14 protein-coding genes are annotated in these 16,534 nt (G+C 65.3%); 10 read left to right on the top strand and 4 right to left on the bottom strand.

Annotation, left to right across the window (positions count from 1 at the left end):
* Positions 1-268 precede the first annotated feature (268 nt).
* From ACFWCK_RS02290 to ACFWCK_RS02275, 4 genes are all read right to left on the bottom strand, one after another.
* Positions 269-1,699 (bottom strand): MFS transporter, encoded by a 1,431-nt coding sequence (locus ACFWCK_RS02290; protein ID WP_378804342.1) that lies wholly within the window; start codon positions 1,697-1,699, stop codon positions 269-271.
* A gap of 131 nt (positions 1,700-1,830) precedes the next feature.
* A complete protein-coding gene (locus ACFWCK_RS02285; RefSeq protein ID WP_378804341.1) occupies positions 1,831-2,721 on the bottom strand; it encodes a helix-turn-helix transcriptional regulator in 891 nt (296 codons plus the stop codon).
* Positions 2,722-2,940: 219 nt separating this feature from the next.
* On the bottom strand, positions 2,941-3,822 hold the full coding sequence (locus tag ACFWCK_RS02280; RefSeq protein WP_378804340.1) for an SDR family NAD(P)-dependent oxidoreductase: 882 nt from the start codon (positions 3,820-3,822) through the stop codon (positions 2,941-2,943).
* Positions 3,823-3,847: 25 nt separating this feature from the next.
* Positions 3,848-5,440: an MFS transporter gene (locus ACFWCK_RS02275; RefSeq protein ID WP_378804339.1), complete on the bottom strand. Its 1,593-nt coding sequence runs from the start codon at positions 5,438-5,440 to the stop codon at positions 3,848-3,850.
* A 56-nt stretch (positions 5,441-5,496) separates the two neighbouring features.
* Between ACFWCK_RS02275 and ACFWCK_RS02270 the strand changes: the two genes are divergently transcribed.
* The 10 genes from ACFWCK_RS02270 to ACFWCK_RS02225 all read left to right on the top strand — a co-directional run bounded on the left by ACFWCK_RS02270 (position 5,497) and on the right by ACFWCK_RS02225 (position 16,500).
* Positions 5,497-5,955: a MarR family winged helix-turn-helix transcriptional regulator gene (locus ACFWCK_RS02270; protein ID WP_378804338.1), complete on the top strand. Its 459-nt coding sequence runs from the start codon at positions 5,497-5,499 to the stop codon at positions 5,953-5,955.
* 195 nt (positions 5,956-6,150) lie between these two features.
* Positions 6,151-7,251, top strand: coding sequence for a LacI family DNA-binding transcriptional regulator (locus tag ACFWCK_RS02265; RefSeq protein ID WP_378804337.1), 1,101 nt, complete (start codon positions 6,151-6,153; stop codon positions 7,249-7,251).
* 22 nt (positions 7,252-7,273) lie between these two features.
* Positions 7,274-8,641, top strand: coding sequence for an ADP-ribosylglycohydrolase family protein (locus ACFWCK_RS02260; protein WP_378804336.1), 1,368 nt, complete (start codon positions 7,274-7,276; stop codon positions 8,639-8,641).
* A gap of 127 nt (positions 8,642-8,768) precedes the next feature.
* Positions 8,769-10,112 (top strand): ABC transporter substrate-binding protein, encoded by a 1,344-nt coding sequence (locus tag ACFWCK_RS02255; protein WP_378804335.1) that lies wholly within the window; start codon positions 8,769-8,771, stop codon positions 10,110-10,112.
* Positions 10,113-10,240: 128 nt separating this feature from the next.
* Entirely contained in the window at positions 10,241-11,065 is an 825-nt protein-coding gene (locus ACFWCK_RS02250) for a carbohydrate ABC transporter permease (protein ID WP_378804334.1), read from the top strand.
* The gene (locus ACFWCK_RS02245; RefSeq protein WP_378804333.1) at positions 11,062-11,976 is read left to right on the top strand and encodes a carbohydrate ABC transporter permease; all 915 of its coding nucleotides are present in this window, start codon (positions 11,062-11,064) and stop codon (positions 11,974-11,976) included. The genes ACFWCK_RS02250 and ACFWCK_RS02245 overlap by 4 nt, the downstream gene beginning before the upstream one ends.
* Positions 11,973-12,857, top strand: a complete 885-nt coding sequence (locus ACFWCK_RS02240; RefSeq protein WP_378804332.1) for a ribokinase — start codon at positions 11,973-11,975, stop codon at positions 12,855-12,857. Before ACFWCK_RS02245 ends, ACFWCK_RS02240 begins: the two co-directional genes overlap by 4 nt.
* Positions 12,854-13,852 carry an ADP-ribosylglycohydrolase family protein gene (locus tag ACFWCK_RS02235; protein ID WP_378804331.1) on the top strand — a complete coding sequence of 333 codons (999 nt, stop codon included), beginning with the start codon at positions 12,854-12,856 and terminating at the stop codon, positions 13,850-13,852. The genes ACFWCK_RS02240 and ACFWCK_RS02235 overlap by 4 nt, the downstream gene beginning before the upstream one ends.
* Positions 13,845-14,903, top strand: a complete 1,059-nt coding sequence (locus tag ACFWCK_RS02230; protein WP_378804330.1) for an ADP-ribosylglycohydrolase family protein — start codon at positions 13,845-13,847, stop codon at positions 14,901-14,903. The genes ACFWCK_RS02235 and ACFWCK_RS02230 overlap by 8 nt, the downstream gene beginning before the upstream one ends.
* A gap of 127 nt (positions 14,904-15,030) precedes the next feature.
* Positions 15,031-16,500, top strand: coding sequence for an alpha-amylase family glycosyl hydrolase (locus tag ACFWCK_RS02225; RefSeq protein WP_378804329.1), 1,470 nt, complete (start codon positions 15,031-15,033; stop codon positions 16,498-16,500).
* Positions 16,501-16,534: the final 34 nt, after the last annotated feature.

Genomic DNA, 16,534 nt, shown 5'->3' with positions numbered 1-16,534 from the left:
CGCCCGAACCGCTGAGCGTCCTCGTCGGCGAGCAGGCGCTGTTCGGACCAAACCACCATGTGCGAGTCCGGCTCGTGGATTCGGAACGGGTACAACGTCGCCATGATGGCTGCGGCGGTGATGACGCTCGTCGCCATGGTGATCGGGTTCGGCTGGGTGCGGTCTCCTCGCTGAATGAACCGCGTGCTTACTGCGTAGTCGTCCGAGACGGGCGACGCCCATGCGGCGGAGGGAGGGCCGGTCTTGCTGGCCCTCCCCGCCGCAGAGGTCAGGCGTTCGACGATTCCGGTACGGATTCGGTCGGGTCGACGGCGTGGTTTGTGCCCGGTGCGGCACCGGTGCGGACGAGGAGGACGATGGCCGCTGCGAGCACCGCGGCGGCGGCGAGGGTGATCCATGCGGTGAGGTAGCCACTGATGGCCGGGGCCTCACCGGCCTTGACGGTCCCGAACACGAGAGCGGCGGTGAGGGCGGATCCGATGCCGGATCCGATGGTGCGGAGGTTCGCGTTCACACCGGTCGCGATGCCGACCTGATCGATGGGCACGCCCTGGACGATGACGTTGGACGCGGATGCGTAGGCGAGACCGATGCCGACTCCGAACACGCCTCCGGCCGTCGCGAGCATCCAGTACTCGGTGTGCGCGAGGATCGCGAACGTCACGCCGCCTGCCATCAGCAGCGCGCCGATCGCGAGGAGCAGGCGGATGGGGATGACTCGTGCGAGCCGTCCGATGGCGAATCCGACCGCGGACATCCCGATGAGCAGCGGGAGCAGGGCGAGGCCAGCGGCTTGCGCGTCGAGGCCCATGCCCCAGCCGGACGAGGTCGGTGTCTCCAGGAACTGCGGCAGGTAGCCCCAGAAGCCGAAGGCCGTCGCGCCGACGAGAAGGGTCGCGGCGTTGACCGGCCAGATCGAACGTTGTGCCATCAGCCGCAGATCGACCAGGGGGTCATCCGTTCGGAGCTCGCTGATGGCCCACAGCGCGATGAGGACTGCGGCGGCGACGAACAGGGAGATCGTGAGCGGGCTCGTCCACCCCCAACGAGCCCCGGAACTGAGGGGCACGAGCAGCGCGACCAACCACGCCGAGAGGAGCAGCGCCGACCAGACGTTGATCCGCCCCTGCACTCGATGCCCGACCCGAGGGACGAGGAAGACGGTCAAGAGGATGCCGGCCAGCGCGACGAGGAAGACGGCTCCGAAGATCCCGTGCCATCCGAATGCCTGGGCGATCGGGCCGGCGAGGGCGCTGCCTGCGGCCGAGCCGATACCGACGATGGCGCTCATCGCGCCCAGCGCCCCCACGAGCTTCTCGCGGGGCATGACGTCGCGGAACAGTCCTGCGGCGAGCGGGATGACGGCTCCGCCGACTCCCTGCAGGACCCGGCCGAAGACCAGCACAGGGAGGTTCGGTGCGAAGGCGGCGACGAGGTCGCCGATCGCGATGACGATGAGGACGATCAGGAAGGTGTTGCGACGCCCGCGGAGATCTCCGATGCGGCCGAGCAGCGGAGTGAGCACGGCCGCCGCGATCAACCAGGATGTGACCGTCCAGGATGCGGCGTCGGCGGTGACGTGGAAGTCGCCTGCGATCAGCGGGATCACCGGGTAGACGAGGCTTTGCAGCAGTGAGAACGAGGCGACGCCGACCGCGATCGCGAAGAACGCGGCGCGGGACGAATAGCTGGTGGACATGAGGGCCTTCCTCAGGAGTCGGTGGGATTGCATGGACAGCACGACGAGAGCAGACGAACGCGACGCTTATGGGCGCGACGGATCCGCCTACTCGCGCGGGCAGGGTGAGCAGGGTACGGGGGCGGAGCGAGCTAGGGCACGGCGCGGTCGTGGGTCTGTGGCGCGGTTCCCGCTGAGGGTGTGCTGACCGCCAGGCTTCCGAGGAGCGCGAGCCGCTCGGCGGTCGGAGTGTTCGGCTCAGCCGTGTACGCGAACATCTGCCATCCGGGATTCGCAGACAGCTCCATCGCCTGGTACGGGAGTTCCAGGTCGCCGACCTCGGGGTGGTGGATCCGCTTCGTCCCCGTGCGGTAATCCCGTACGTCGTGCGATGCCCATCGCACTCGGAAGGTGTCGCTCCGGGTGGCGAGTTCTCCGATCAGGTCGGTGAGCTGTCGGTCGCGCGGATTGCGGCCGGCGTAGCCGCGCAATGTCGCGACCACGGCGTCCGCGCTGCGCTCCCAGTCGAGGTAGAAGACCTTCGCCGACGGGTTCAGGAACGTGAATCGCGCCGTGTTGCGACGGGACTCCGGATCCTCCAGGATCGGTGCGTATAGCGCAGCACCGAGATCGTTCGCAGCGACGAAGTTCATGCGCTGATCGCGCACCCACACCGGGGCGCCGGTGATGGCGTCGAGAAAACGCTGTAGGCCAGGCTGGACGCCAGGGCCGACCCGGCGTTCACGCGCCCGGAGCGGCTGAGGGACAAGAGCCACCGCAAGCTGGTGCAGGTGATCCGTCTCCGTCTCGTTCAGGCACAGGGCTCGCGAGACGCCGTCGAGGACCTCTGCGGAGACGACGCCGAGCTCACCGCGCTCCATCTTCGCGTAGTAGTCCGCGCTCACCCCGGCGAGCAGCGCGACCTCCTCGCGCCGCAGACCCGGCACGCGCCGGCGACCGCCGCCGATGAGACCGGCCTGCTCCGGACCGATCCTGTCACGACGGCTGCGGAGGAAGTCGCCGAACTCGTTCTGCTTCTCCATGACGATCACGCTACGGCGACCTGCCACGCGGAGGAACGCCCTGTCACTCAGCGGATACGGGTGCGCCCCATCCGGGCGTCTTCACGCGGGCTGTCCGCCGCGCTTGTCAGTGCCGCATGCGATAGCCAGGGTGTGGTGGGCACGCCAGATACGTTGACCGCGTTTCTGGGCATCGATGTCGAGCCCGCGCGCCAGGTCTCAGGTTGGCTCTGTGCTCGCTCATCTCGCGAATGTGAGGCGATCTTCGTCGAGGAGCTCCTCCGTGCACTCCCAGAGGAGTCGTTGGGTGTCGGTGTCGTTGCCGGGGTGGACGGGGGTTAGGCGTGCGGCGTTCTTGACGGTGTAGTAGCCGCCGCTCTGGCACTCGAGGGAGGGGTCGGTGGCGAGGCGGACGATGAGTCCGGAGCCTCGGGCGGGGTCGCCGATGTGCAGGCGGGTGAGGAGTTTCTCGAGGGGGGCGGCGAATCCGAGTTCGCGGCCGAGTCCGGTGACGTTGAATCCGGGGTCGAGGCAGTTGGCGGTGATGCCGCTGTCTTCGATGCGGCGGGCGAGTTCGAGGGTGAACATGATGTCCAGCAGCTTGCTCTTCCCGTATCGAAGTGAGGATCCGCGGGTGGTGAACGGGCTCGTGTCCGTGAGGTCGTCGGGGAGGACAAGGGTGCCATGCCGACGGGATGCTTCGGATGCCACGTTCACGACCCGGGCGTGTTCGGCGCGGCCGAGCGCGGGCAGGAGGGTGCGGGTCAGGATCCAGGGGGCGAGGTAGTTGACGGCGATCATCTCGGGCAGCCCATCCGGGGTGATCCGCTGTTCGAAAGCGTGCAGCCCCGCATTGTTGATGAGCACGTCGACACGGTCGTAGCGTGCGGCGATCTCGGCTCCGACGCGGCGGACGTCTCCGATGCGGGTGAAGTCGGCGAGGAACACGTCGACCTCGGTTCCGGGTGCGGCTGCCTGGATCTCGGCGACCGTGGATGCGGCGCGCTCGGCACTGCGGGCGGTGAGCGCGAGGTGTGCGCCCTGGGTAGCGAGGTCGATCGCAGCGAGCCGTCCGAGGCCGCTGGTCGCGCCGGTGATGACGATCGTGGGATGGGAGGGCATGTGCGGTCCTTCGTGGTCTTCGGGCTCAGTCGGTGATGAAGGGGTGTTCGGCTTCGACGAGCTCGGCATCCTCTTCGTGGATGGCGCGTGGGCGGACGAGGAGGCCGACGAGCGCGCCGACGATGCAGATTCCCGCGGCGATCAGCATCGTCGTGCTCATCCCGGCGAGGAACGCAGCATCCGTCAGGTTCGTGATCAGGTCCGCGACGACACGGGACGATCCGGGCGGGATGGGGGCGACTCCGCCGGCGACGGCGGTGCTGCCGAGCTTCTTCATTGGGGCGGTGAGCGCATCGGGAAGTCCGGAGGCGTCGAGCTTCGCGCCGAACGCCGCCGCGGTGCTGGCGGCCATGATGCCGCCCAGGACAGCGACGCCGAGGGCTGCGCCGAACCGGCTGGCGGTCTGCTGCACGCCGGCGGCGGGGCCGGCAAGTTCGACGGGCGCGTTGCCGACTGTGGCGTTCACAGTCGCGGTGACCAGGAGCCCGAGGCCGAGACCGACCAGCGCGAGACCTGCGGCGACGGGGAGGTACCCGCCTTCGACACGCGCGAACGACATGCACGCGAGGCCGGCGGCGAGGAGCAAGGAGCCGATCATGAGCGCCCAGCGGTCTCCGATGCGTCCGATGACACGGCCGGACAGGATGGCGGAGACGAGCATCGCGATTCCGAGGGGCAGCAGCCAGACGCCGACGGTGGTCGCAGGGACGTGTTGGATCTGCAGCCAGAACAGGGAGATCAGGAACAGTCCGCCGTTGAGGGCGAAGAATGCCAGGACGCTGAGCACAGACCCGGCCGCGAACGAGCGATCCCGGAACAGGGCCAGTGGGACGAGCGGGTCGGCGGCCCGCCGCTCAACGAGGAGGAATCCGACGAACGACACGACCGCGACGGCGAACAGGACGAGGGTGCTGGGCGCGCCCCATCCGCCCGTCGGGGCGTCGATGAGCGCGTACACGAGGGCGGTCAGCGCGACGATCAACAAGACCGTGCCGGCGTAGTCGAATCGCCCGGTCGTCGGGATCTTCACCTCCCGCAGCAGGACGAGCCCGAGGATGAGGCACACGACGGCGATGGGCACGTTGACGAACATCGTCCACCGCCATCCGAGGTACTGCACGATCAGCCCGCCGAGGATAGGACCGGCTGCGATCGACAGACCCTGCACCGAGTTGAAGATGCCGATCGCGGTGGGCAGCCGCCGTTCGGGAACGTTCGCGCGCAGCAGCGACAGGGCGTTGGTGGTGAGGAAGCCGCCGAAGACGCCCTGCACTGCGCGGAGCACGACGATGAGCACGACCGGGGTGGCGAAGCCGATCAGGAGGGAGGTGAGGCCGAACCCGGCGATGCCGATCAGGAAGATCCGCTTGCGCCCGAACCTGTCCCCGAGCTTGCCCGCGAGCACGAGCGAGCCCGTGAGGCCGAGCAGGTACGCGCTGGTGATCCATTGCAGGTCACCCAGCCCGATCTTCAGGTCGGTGGCGATCGCGCCGTTCGCAACGGCGAGGATTGTGGTGGCGAGCCCCGGCATCAGCGCACCGAGCGTGACCGCGATCAACGACAGCCACCCCGCGCGAGCGGACAGCACCGGTTGCGGTGAGGGAGTGAGGGTGGACACGGATCGCCTCCGAGATATAGTTGGGATTTACCAACTATATGGGATGTGATGGGGAAATGTCCACTACTTCATCCGGTGACGCCCGACGGGATATCGAACTGGCGCTCGGCGTCGAGCTGAACGCGCTGCTGAGCGCGTCCCGTGCTCTGACGGAACGGACCGCGGCCGCCTTCCACCCCGACCTGCAGCCCGCCGCGTTCCACCTCGCGCGCTGGCTGTTTGCCTACGGGCCGGCGAACCCCAGCGCCCTCGCCGAAGCCGTGGCCATGGACCGTAGCTCCACCAGCCACCTCATCGGCAAGATGAAACGCCTCGACCTCGTAACGAGCGCGCCCGACCCCGCAGACCGCCGGGGGACGATCGTCGCCCTCACGCCGGCGGGGCGATCGCGCGTCGAGGAGGCGCTGGATGTGCGCGGCACCAGCTACTTCGCGCGCACGAACACCTGGGCCGATGCCGACCTGAAGTCACTGACCGACCTGCTGCACAGATTCAACACCTCGCCAGGAGGCTGAGCCCCCGAGCTCACTTGAGGGGAGACGGATCGATCACCCCGCCCCGGGACGATGACTCCCTCGGCCTCCCGGGCTTGAAGCAAGGGGCCATCATCTCGAGAGGGTTCGGGGTGCACTATTGCCGGCAACCGGCAGGGCGGGTGGGAACTCAGACAGTCGCGCGGAGTCTCCATCCGACTATTGACATTCGCGTAGATGTCCTCCATGATCGCCACGCCAATCGGAAATATCGATTTATATAAATCGGTTCAAGATCAGATTGAGAGGGCGCTGATGGTCGATGTCGCGTTGCGTGATGTGGCTCTGCGGGCCGGCGTGAGCCCCGCGACAGCGTCGAACGCCTTGTCGGGCGCCCGGTACGTTGCCGAGAAGACTCGGCAGCGGGTTTTCGCGGTGGCCGAAGAGATGAACTACCGGCCGAACCTCGTCGCACGAGGGCTTCGGCGGCAGGAAACCCACACGATCGCATTGCTCGTGGCCGACATATCCAACCCGTACTACCCGTCAGTCGCCCGAGGGATCCACGACAGGGTCAGTGGCCGAGGGTACGCCTCGTTCATCGGGAACACCGATGGTGATCCCGATGCCGAACTGAGGATGCTTGAGGAGATGCGCGCACGGGGCGTTGACGGGGTCATCATGGGGACGATGGCGCTATCGCCCGAGCGAATCCGTAGCGTCCTGGGACCCACGTTCCCGCTAGTCCTGTTGACGGGCGAACCACTCATCACGCCCGAACACGGCGAGCGCACTCTCAAAGCTGACGAGGTAGGCACGGACGACTCTGTCGGCATGCGGGAACTCGTCGAGCATCTGCGTGTGGTCGGGGCCGATCGCCTTGGGTTCATCAGCGGTCCGGCGGGGTCGATTCCCGGTACTGGGCGCCTGGACTGCATCACGAGCGCGCTCGACGAGCTGCAGGCATCGATCGACTCGATTCAAACGGAGTACGCCGCTGGCTACACCGTCGAGGCGGGGTATGCGGCTGCCGAGCGGATGCTCTCGGCCAATTCTCGACCTTCGGCGATCGCCTGCGCGAACGACCTGATCGCACTCGGTGTTCTCGAAGCCGCCCGCGACTATCAGCTCAACGTGCCTGTCGACTTGCGGGTGATCGGGTTCGATGACATCCCCACGGCGCGCCATGTCAGCCCGCCGTTGACGACAATCTTGAACCCCGCGGCGCTGGTCGGCGCTGCCTGCGCGGACGCGCTTCTTCGCCGCATCGAGCGCCCCGATCTGCCGTTCGAACACACCGCTCTTCCCACCCACCTTGTCGTGCGCGCATCTGCGTGAGCACGAAGAGAGAAGCCTTCGCATGACCATGGCCGAGACCTCAGGCGCGACTCAGCTCAGTGCTGCCTTCGACATCGTCAATTTCAACTCGCAATCCCCGACCAACTTGCTTCATGACGAGGTAACGCAGCGACGGGAGTCTGGATTCGACGTTGACGCGTTCGTGCTCGAAGCGAACCGCATCGACCCGACCGATCGCGACGCCGTCTTTGCTGTTCTCGACTCGATGGAATCAGCCCCCCGAGCGGAAGGATGGAAGTACGAGGAGCCCGACACGCTCGCCGAAATCGAGGCTGCAGTCACACCGTGGCGCGAAGCTGTCGCCCTCTCAGAGCCCATCCTGCGCGACAAGATCCACGCCGCCTGGCTCGGTCGTATTGCCGGGTGCAATATCGGAAAGCCGGTCGAATGGGGGCTGCACTGGACCTCGCAGCACATCCACGATTACCTCACTCTCGCCGATGCATACCCGCTGACCGACTACGTCCCGGTGCTCGATCCCATGCCTGAGGGATTCGAGCTCACCGCCTGCTGGCCGGAGACGACACGCGGCAACGTTAGCGGTTCCGCACGCGACGATGACATCGACTACGCGATCCTCGCTCTGCACCTCCTGGAGACGCATGGATCGTCGCTTCGCCCTGCAGATGTCGCTTCCGCCTGGACTCGACTCTTCCCGATTGAGCAGGTCTTCACTGCTGAGAGGGCAGCGTACGTGAATCTCGTCGACGGACACCCCGTGTCCGAGGCAGCCCGCAGACGCAACCCGTACCGGGAGTGGATCGGCGCCCAGATTCGCGGAGACGTGTTCGGATACGTGTACGCGGGCGATCCTTGGTCCGCTGCGCGCCTGTCGTATCAAGATGCCTCACTCTCACACGTCGGCAACGGGATCTATGGCGAGATGTGGGCGGCAGCCCTGGTTTCAGCAGCCTTCACCGCTGAAACGGCTGCGGAAGCCCTCACCAAGTCGCTCACCGTCGTGCCCCCTCGTTCACGCCTGGCGGAAGCGCTACGGCATGTGATTGCGATCAAGGAGGCCGGGCGCACCTGGGAGGAAGCTCTCGCTGAGATCGAAGCGACCTATGGGCACTACTCGTGGGTGCACACGATCAACAATGCTGCTGCCGTCGCTGCTGCCCTGCTCTGGTCGAACGACGATTTCACCACAGGCGTCGGCCGCGTCGTCATGAGCGGCTGGGACACCGACTCAAACGGGGCCACTGTCGGCTCCGTTCTCGGCGCTCTCGTCGGAACGGCGCAACTGCCTGACCACATCATCACGCCATTGCAGAACCGAACCCGGTCGGCTCTGTTCGGCTTCGACAACTCCTCCATATCCGAGCTGGCGGACCGGACTGCCCAGCTCGCCATCAACGGGCTCGGCTAACTCGTACCGAGCTCCGCTCACCCAACCCGAAAGAAACGAGACGAAGATGCCTCAGCACACCCCTTCCAAAGGAATCCTCTCCGCGAACATGTCCCGTCGTAGCGTGCTCGCTGCAGGCTTGTTCAGCATGGCCTTGCCCGTGGTCCTCGCCGGCTGCACTCCGGGCACGGGCAAGGCCGCAAACACGTCTGGAACTCCGAACGGGACGCTCTCATACTGGTTCACGCCCGCCACCGCGGACGCGGCAGGGGTCGCCTCCTTCAAGAAGTACAACATCACTCCGTTCACGAAGAAGTATCCGGACGTCACCCTTCAAGCCGTTCAGAAGAGCTCGAGCACGATCAACCAGCAGATTCAGGTGGCGCTCAGCGCCGGCAAGGGTCCAGATATCGTCACGGCCTTCGGCGTCGCGAGCCAGGTGCTCTACGCGAAGGCTGGCTACCTGGCTGATCTGACCGCGTTCGCGTCGGAGAACGGTTGGAGTGACACGCTCCTCCCTTGGGCGCTGGAAGTATCCAAGGTCGACGGCAAGCTCGTCATGATCCCTCAGGCCTACGAGACGCTCATCCTCTTTTACAACAAGACCCTTTTTGCCGAGAACGGCTGGACGCCGCCCCGCAGCCGCGCGGAGTTGGAGGACCTCGCCGCCAAGATGGTCGCCAAGGGGATCACGCCCTTCGCGGCGGGCAACTCGGACTACCAGGGCGGAACCGAATGGCTCGTGAGCTCCTTCTTCAACAGCATTGCCGGCCCTGCGAAGGTGCATGACGCACTCACGCAGAAGGTTGCGTTCACCGATCAGGTGTTCGTGGATTCGATCGACCTGCTGAAGACCTACTTCCAGCAGGGATGGTTCGGTGGTGGTGCGACCAAGTACTTCGCGACGACCGACCCGCAGAAGTACACGCAGCTCGCCAAGGGCGAGGCAGGAATGTACATCTCCGGAACCTGGGAGTTCGTCACGATGCCTTCCTATTTTAAGAGCGCAGGAAGCGATTTCGACTGGGCGCCGGTGCCGCCCCTCGCGGACGGCGTGCCTGAGGCATACCCCCTCTCCATCGGCAACGCGCTCTCGGTGAACAGCAAGTCGCAGAACAAGTTCGCGGGAAGCAAGTACCTCGACTGGAACATCAAAGACACGGCGACGATGTGGGCGAACGTCGTCGCGAACGGGCAGGACGCCTTGCCGGTGAAGTTCAACCCGTCCGATATCCCGTCTGCGGTCGACCCGCGGCTGGCTCGCCAGTACACGGCGCTCGCCGAGGCGAGCCAGAGTGGCGCGGTGGGATACACCACGTGGACGTCCTGGGGCGGGCAGTCCGATCAGTACATCGTCGACAACATCGACAAGGTCGTCAGCGGGAGCCTGTCCACGACGGAGTTCCTGAAGGCCCTCGATGCGGCGTTCAAGCAGGACGTTTCCAAGGGCAACCTGCCGACCGTCTATTCGACCGGAAAGCCAGCGGCCTGATGACTGCTACAACCACGCCCGCACCGACCGCGGCGCACTCCCCGGACGCGACAGCAGCGCGCGTCCGGGGGGTCCGTCGCCCGGGCCGGCGGGCGTGGATCGGACTCCTCTTCATCGCGCCTGCCCTGGTGCTCAACCTCGTCGTCATCGGCGCACCCGCGATATCGAACCTGTACTACGCCTTCACTGACTGGTCTGGCATCGGAGACGCGCACTTCAACGGGCTTGACAACGCCGTGCGGCTGTTCCAGGACCAGTCGTTCTGGAACGCGCTCGGCCACAACTTCATCTATATGGCCTTCTTCCTCACTGTTCCGATCATCATGGGCCTCTACGGCGCTTTTGCGCTGTCGCGGGTTCGGCGCGGGCGCACCTTCTTCCGGGTCGCCTTCTTCATCCCGTACCTGATCGCCAGTGTCGTCAACGCGGCCATCTGGAAGAACATCCTCGATCCTCAGGCCGGGCTCGCTGCAGCGTTGAACAAGATCGGCATCCACTGGCTTGACAACGTCTACTTCCTTGGCGACCCGCATCTGGCACTCGGGAGCGTCATGTTCGTGGATAACTGGCACTTCTGGGGATTCCTCGTGGTGTTGTTCCTCGCAGCGACGACGAGCATCGACGGCGCGCGATATGAAGCCGCCCGAATCGATGGCGCCAACGCCTGGCAGGAGTTCTGGCACGTCACCCTTCCCGGCATCCGACCCACGCTCGTGTTCGGACTGACCATCATCGCGCTGTGGTCGCTGCTGGCATTCGACTACTCGTACGCCCTTACCGGTGGAGGCCCGGCCGGAGCCAGTGACCTGGTGGCACTGCTCGTGAACCGTACCGCTTTCGGTGCGAACGAAGCAGGCTACGCCGCATTCATGGGGCTGATCACGTCGATCCTCGGTGGCGTGCTGCTCCTCGTGATCGGCCTGCTGCGGCGCAAGGAAGAGGACGAATCATGACAACGACAACGACTCTGGTCCTTCACGGCGAGGAGGCCACGCGCCATCCGCGCCGCCGGCGTCGCGCCGAGGCCGAAGACTCTCGTCCGGGTGGCCTTCGGCGCGCCCCGATCTCGTTCATCGTGTTGTTCTTGCTCTCGATGTTCGCGCTTCTGCCTGTGCTTGTTCTCTTCCTCAACTCGTTCAAGTCGGACTCTGAGCTTGCAACGAACCCCATCGGCCTCCCGGAACGCTGGGACTTCTCCAACTTCGCCCAGGCTTGGACGCTAGGTGGAATCGGACAGGGGTTCGCCAACAGTGCGATCCTCGTGGCCGGGTCCGTGGTGGGCGTCTGGATATGCGGAGGCATGGCGGCCTATGCTCTTGCGCGACTCCATGTGCCGTTCAAAAGGACGATCTCCTTCTATCTGCTGATCGTCATCTCATTGCCCGCGCAGATGTTCCTGGTGCCATTGTTCTTCCTCTGGAGCAACATCGGCCTGTACGACAATCTGTTCGGACTCACCCTCATCTACATTGCGCTGAACACGCCCTTTGCGACGCTTCTGATGCGGACGTTCTTCGAGGGAATCCCGAGAGAGCTAGATGAAGCTGCCCGCCTGGACGGTGCCAACGAATGGCAGGTCGCTACGCGAATCATGCTGCCGCTCGCGCGACCCGGCTTCCTGACCGCAGGTCTTGTGGTGGGTCTGACCGTGTACGGGGAGCTCTTCTTCGCGACGATCTTCTTGTCGTCGCCCGAGCTTCTACCGCTTTCGACGGCGTTCCTCAACTTCCAGCAGGGGTATACGCGGCTCTACGGGGTCACCGACGCAGCCGGCCTCATCATGATCATCCCGGTGATCGTCCTGTTCCTGTTCATGCAGCGCAACTTCATCAACGGGCTCGCCGCGTCAGGGGTCAAGGGGTGACCGGCGGCGTGGTCGTGGTCGGCAGCGCGAATGTTGACATGGTCAGCGGAGTTGATCGCATCCCCGGACCGGGGGAGACCGTGACGGCGACGTCGTTCGCTGTCCACCCAGGCGGAAAGGGACTTAACCAGGCTGTGGCGGCCCGGCGATCCGGAGCGACGACGACCTTCGTCGGCGCCGTCGGTGACGACGACCATGGTGCCCTCCTGCTCCAGGTCCTGGCTGAGACGGGGATCCCCGCTGACCGCGTGAGACGAACCGATCAGCAGACCGGTCTGGCACTGGTGACCACCGACATTCTCGGTGAGAACAACATCGTCGTGGTGCCCGGCGCCAATGGTGTGGTCACCAGTCTCAGCGATCAGGATCGCGCCGTCGTGCGCGCGGCGGCGGTGCTCGTCTGCCAGCTCGAGATCCCGATGACAGCGGTGGCGGACGCTATTCGCACTGCCGCGGACGCTGGCACAACAGTCGTCCTCAACCCATCTCCCGTCCGGGATCTTCCGCCCGAGATCCTCAGTGCCGTCGACGTGCTCGTCGTCAACGAACACGAGGCCGAGCAGCTCCAGGTGGACACGCTGGACATTCCGGCGGTTGTGACGACACTCGGCCCCTGGGGCGCTCGGCTCGCACGCCGTGGCGTTCCGTCGGTGCAGATCCCCGCACGCCGCACCGTGGCCGTGGACTCAACCGGCGCCGGGGACACCTTCGTCGGAGTGCTCGCGGCTGAGATCGCCGCAGGAGTCGACATCGAGGTGGCCGCGCAGCGGGCAGGCGTCGCCGGGTCGTTGTCGGTCGAGATTCCGGGAGCGGTGCCCTCCATCCCGACACGTCAGGACATCGATGACGTCCTCCGCACAGAAATGAAATCGAACTTGTGAACAGCATCCGCGACAGGATCCGAGGCGCTGTCCTCGGCCAAGCCATCGGCGACGCCTTGGGCGCGCCCACCGAAGGAATGACACGTCAGGCCATCCGCGACAACTTCGGCCGAGTCGTTGACTTCCTGTCCGATGACCCCGCAGGCACCGACGACACCGAGTACGCCGCGCTTACCGCGCTGACGCTGCTGAAGTATGGGCCGGCGATGACATCCGAGGACGTGGCGCGCGAATGGCGTGCGGCGCTCATCGACCAGACGACGCCCTTCGATGGAGGTGGCTTCTCAGAGATGGATGCCATCCACAACCTCGCGAAGGGCCTGAACCCCCCGGCGAGCGGATCGGACAACCACGAGCTGTGGAGTGACGGATCCGCGATGCGGGTCGCCCCGATCGGTGCCTACGCCGCCGGGAACCCCGCGGAAGCCGCGCGCCTCGCCCAGATCGACGCCGAGGTCAGCCACGCGCGGGACGGCATCTGGTGCGGCCAGGCCGTGGCCGCCGCCACCGCCGCCGCGATCGTCACCGACGACTGGCGCGATGTCGTGCAGGCCGGAATCGAGGCGACTCCTGCGGACTCATGGTCGCGGCGGATGATCCAGAAGGCACTCGTGGTTGCTCGCGGGCCTGGAGACGCTGAAGCCAAGCTTGACGAGCTCGAGCGCCAGGTCGCGATCTTCCACTATCCCTGGGCGGACGTCGCACCCGAGGCGACAGCGCTGGCATTCGGTGTCTTCGCCATCGCCGAGGGCGAGTACGTCGATTCCGTGCTCGGCGGCGTCAACATCGGTCGCGACGCAGACACGATCGCGGCGATGGCGGGAGCGATGGCCGGCGGCCTCGGGGGTATCCAGGCTATTCCGACCAGGTGGAGTGATCGGCTGGGTCCGCTTCGGGGCAGCTGTATCGAGGCCATGGCGGGCGTCGACCTTCGCCAGCTCGCCGACCAGATCGCTGACGCGGTCGAACAGCGCAAGGAGAACGCAGTTGACTGAGCCCCTGAACCTCGAGCTCCTCGATCGTGCCCACGGCGCGCTTCTCGGGCTTGCCGCAGGAGATGCGTCCGGATTCCCGTCGCGCTACCACCGCATGGCCCGGGCCGGATCCCGTCGCGGACTCCTGTGGTCGCAGGCGGCGGAACTCGATGGCCAACGCATCAACAAGTTCCCGCTGCCATACACGCACGCTGTGCCGCTCAGCAGCGAGGACTTCAGTGCCACGGATGATGCCGAGCAGGCCGTGCTGTCGGCCGAGGTGCTGCTTCGGGCTCTCCGCGGCGGCTCCTCCGAGCCGACCACTGCCGAACTCTTCGCCGCATGGAAAGACATCGTGATGCCGCAGGCCGACAGGCTGTGGGGTTCGGTCGCTGACCGGTCCGCTATCCTCAACGCTCAAAGCGGACTCGAGGCACCTGTTACGGGCTCCGACAACCCGCACTATTACGACGACTCGGCGGTCGCCAAAAGCCTGCCCGTCGCGATCCGATATGCAGGACAGCCGGGCGCCGCAGTTCGGGTCGCGCGGAACCTCGCATCGATCACAAACGACGCCGAAGGCGCGGACGCCGCGGCCGCGTTCGGCGCTGCGATCGCTGTTCTCGTGGGCGGCGGGACAACATCTGAGGGTATGGCGCGCGGGGCCGATGAAATTCATTCGGACTCCTGGCTCGGCCGCAAGTTTCAGCTTGCTGAGACCATCTACACCGAGTCAGGCTCGTTGATCGACGCCATTCCGCGTTGGAACGACGAGGTGGCGAACCTCGAGTACAACTTCGGCAATGTCGCGGCCGAGACCTTGCCGCTGGCATTGATCATCGCTCGGGAGTCGAGGTCGTTCGCGGAGGCGATCGGGATCGCCAACTTGGTTCCAAAGCAAGCAGACACGATGCCCGCGATGGTGGGAGCGCTTCTTGGCGCTACCGGGGGTACGACTGCGATTCCTGCAACCTGGCGCGAACGCATCGAAACCCTTCGAGGCTATGGCGTGCCGCTGACTAAAGGCATGCAGCTCCGCGTGGTCGCCGAGCGTCTCCTCACCCACGAGTAGATCCCCACCCGAGAAGCTTCGCCACGCACGCCCACGTGCGCGGCGAAAATCCTGCAATCGAATCTAACAATGAAGTGAGATCACCATGAAACACAGAACACTGCGTCGCGCCCTAGCAGCGGGGATCGTGGCGTCCGTCCTCACAGTCGGCGGCATCGCCATCGCGAACCCCGCCACGGCAGCGTCTGTGACGAGTGCCTCAAAGGCGGCATCGTCCAAGCCCCAAAGCACCGACTTTCAGAACCTCAACGGATTCATGTGGTTCTACAACACCTATTTCGACTACAAGTACACGGACATCACCAACAACCTCGACACCTTGAAGAAGAACGGCACGCGCGTCCTCGGCTTCTTCAGCCCCTACAACGGCGACAAGACGTTGTGTGATGGGTGCGACCCGCTGGACTTCTTCTCGGTCTCGCCGCAGAACGGCACCATCGAGGACTGGAAGAATCTGGTCGCCCAGGCTCACAAGCGCGGCATGAAGGTTGTGTCCTACTTCGTCAACATCTATATGGATGCGAAGTCCCCGTTCTTCCAGAAGGCCGAGCAGCAGTACGCCGCCGGCGATCGGACGTCGCGCGAGGTGTCGTCCTTCGTGTGGACGACTGACCCCAGCAGCCCGAAGCCGCGACTGCAGATGCCGCCGAGCCCGAGGTGGAGCACGTGGCAGTGGAGTGAGACTGCGCATGCCTATTACTGGAAGCTGTGGTTCGGACCCGGTTTCGACTTCGACTCTCCGGGCAGCCAGGCCGAACTGACGCGGATCGAGAAGTTCTGGCTCGACACAGGAATCGATGGATTCATGTGGGACGTGGGCAGCACGGATCCGGCGTTCCAGAAGTTCGCCGTCACCTTGCCCACGACCTACACCTCCAACGACAAGTGGCTCACCTTTGAGAAGGCGAACGGCAGCAATGCACCGACCTTCGCCGAGTTCGGACTGACGTCGTGGTTCAACTACCGTGACGAGGACAACTGGACCAACGACTACACGAACCTGGTGAACGGGACCATCGACGTCAACGGTCTTGAAGCGGAGTTGCAGAACTCCGACTACGCGCGATCGGTGGGTGCGACCACCTATGCGTGGAGCATCGGCGGCGACGATCCCGAAGCAAACTTCGCCAACCACACCTATCCGACCTACGCGAACGACGACGTCATGCGCGTACAGGAGGCGGCGCTGCTTGCTGGGTCGGGCGTCCTCTACGGTTCGCCGATGTATGACCAGTACCTCACCTGGTCGCCGACTCTGCGAGCCAACTGGGATCGTGTGCTGAGCACGGTGAACAACAACAAGGCGCTGCTGCCCGCAGCAAGCCGAGACCGGGTCGCGACTCTTGGCTCGGACACAAAGGTGTTCGCCCAACGACGAACCAGCGAAGACGGCAAGCAGACTGCCCTGCTGGTGTACAACTTCAACCCGACGCCGACAACCGTGACCGTGGATCTCACGGGCACCGGGATCGACCAGAAGCAGAATCCGAAGGATCTGTACAACGGTGGCAAGGGCGCCAAGATCGATGGCTCGAGCTATTCGGTCACCCTGGCGGGGTACGGGTTCACGTTCCTCGACGTGAAGACCACGAAGTAGCTACCCGGGTGCCTCGTCGGTGGGATCAGGCGTT

This window comes from Microbacterium sp. NPDC060117, assembly GCF_042729315.1.
In the GTDB taxonomy this organism is placed as follows: domain Bacteria; phylum Actinomycetota; class Actinomycetes; order Actinomycetales; family Microbacteriaceae; genus Microbacterium.
This window is presented reverse-complemented; position numbering and strand designations above follow the sequence as displayed.

Coding starts and splice junctions, on each gene's coding strand:
- ACFWCK_RS02290 (WP_378804342.1), bottom strand. CDS start 1,699: ATGTCCACCAGCTATTCGTCCCGCGCCGCGTTCTTCGCGATCGCGGTC.
- ACFWCK_RS02285 (WP_378804341.1), bottom strand. CDS start 2,721: ATGGAGAAGCAGAACGAGTTCGGCGACTTCCTCCGCAGCCGTCGTGAC.
- ACFWCK_RS02280 (WP_378804340.1), bottom strand. CDS start 3,822: ATGCCCTCCCATCCCACGATCGTCATCACCGGCGCGACCAGCGGCCTC.
- ACFWCK_RS02270 (WP_378804338.1), top strand. CDS start 5,497: ATGTCCACTACTTCATCCGGTGACGCCCGACGGGATATCGAACTGGCG.
- ACFWCK_RS02265 (WP_378804337.1), top strand. CDS start 6,151: ATGTCCTCCATGATCGCCACGCCAATCGGAAATATCGATTTATATAAA.
- ACFWCK_RS02260 (WP_378804336.1), top strand. CDS start 7,274: ATGACCATGGCCGAGACCTCAGGCGCGACTCAGCTCAGTGCTGCCTTC.
- ACFWCK_RS02255 (WP_378804335.1), top strand. CDS start 8,769: ATGGCCTTGCCCGTGGTCCTCGCCGGCTGCACTCCGGGCACGGGCAAG.
- ACFWCK_RS02245 (WP_378804333.1), top strand. CDS start 11,062: ATGACAACGACAACGACTCTGGTCCTTCACGGCGAGGAGGCCACGCGC.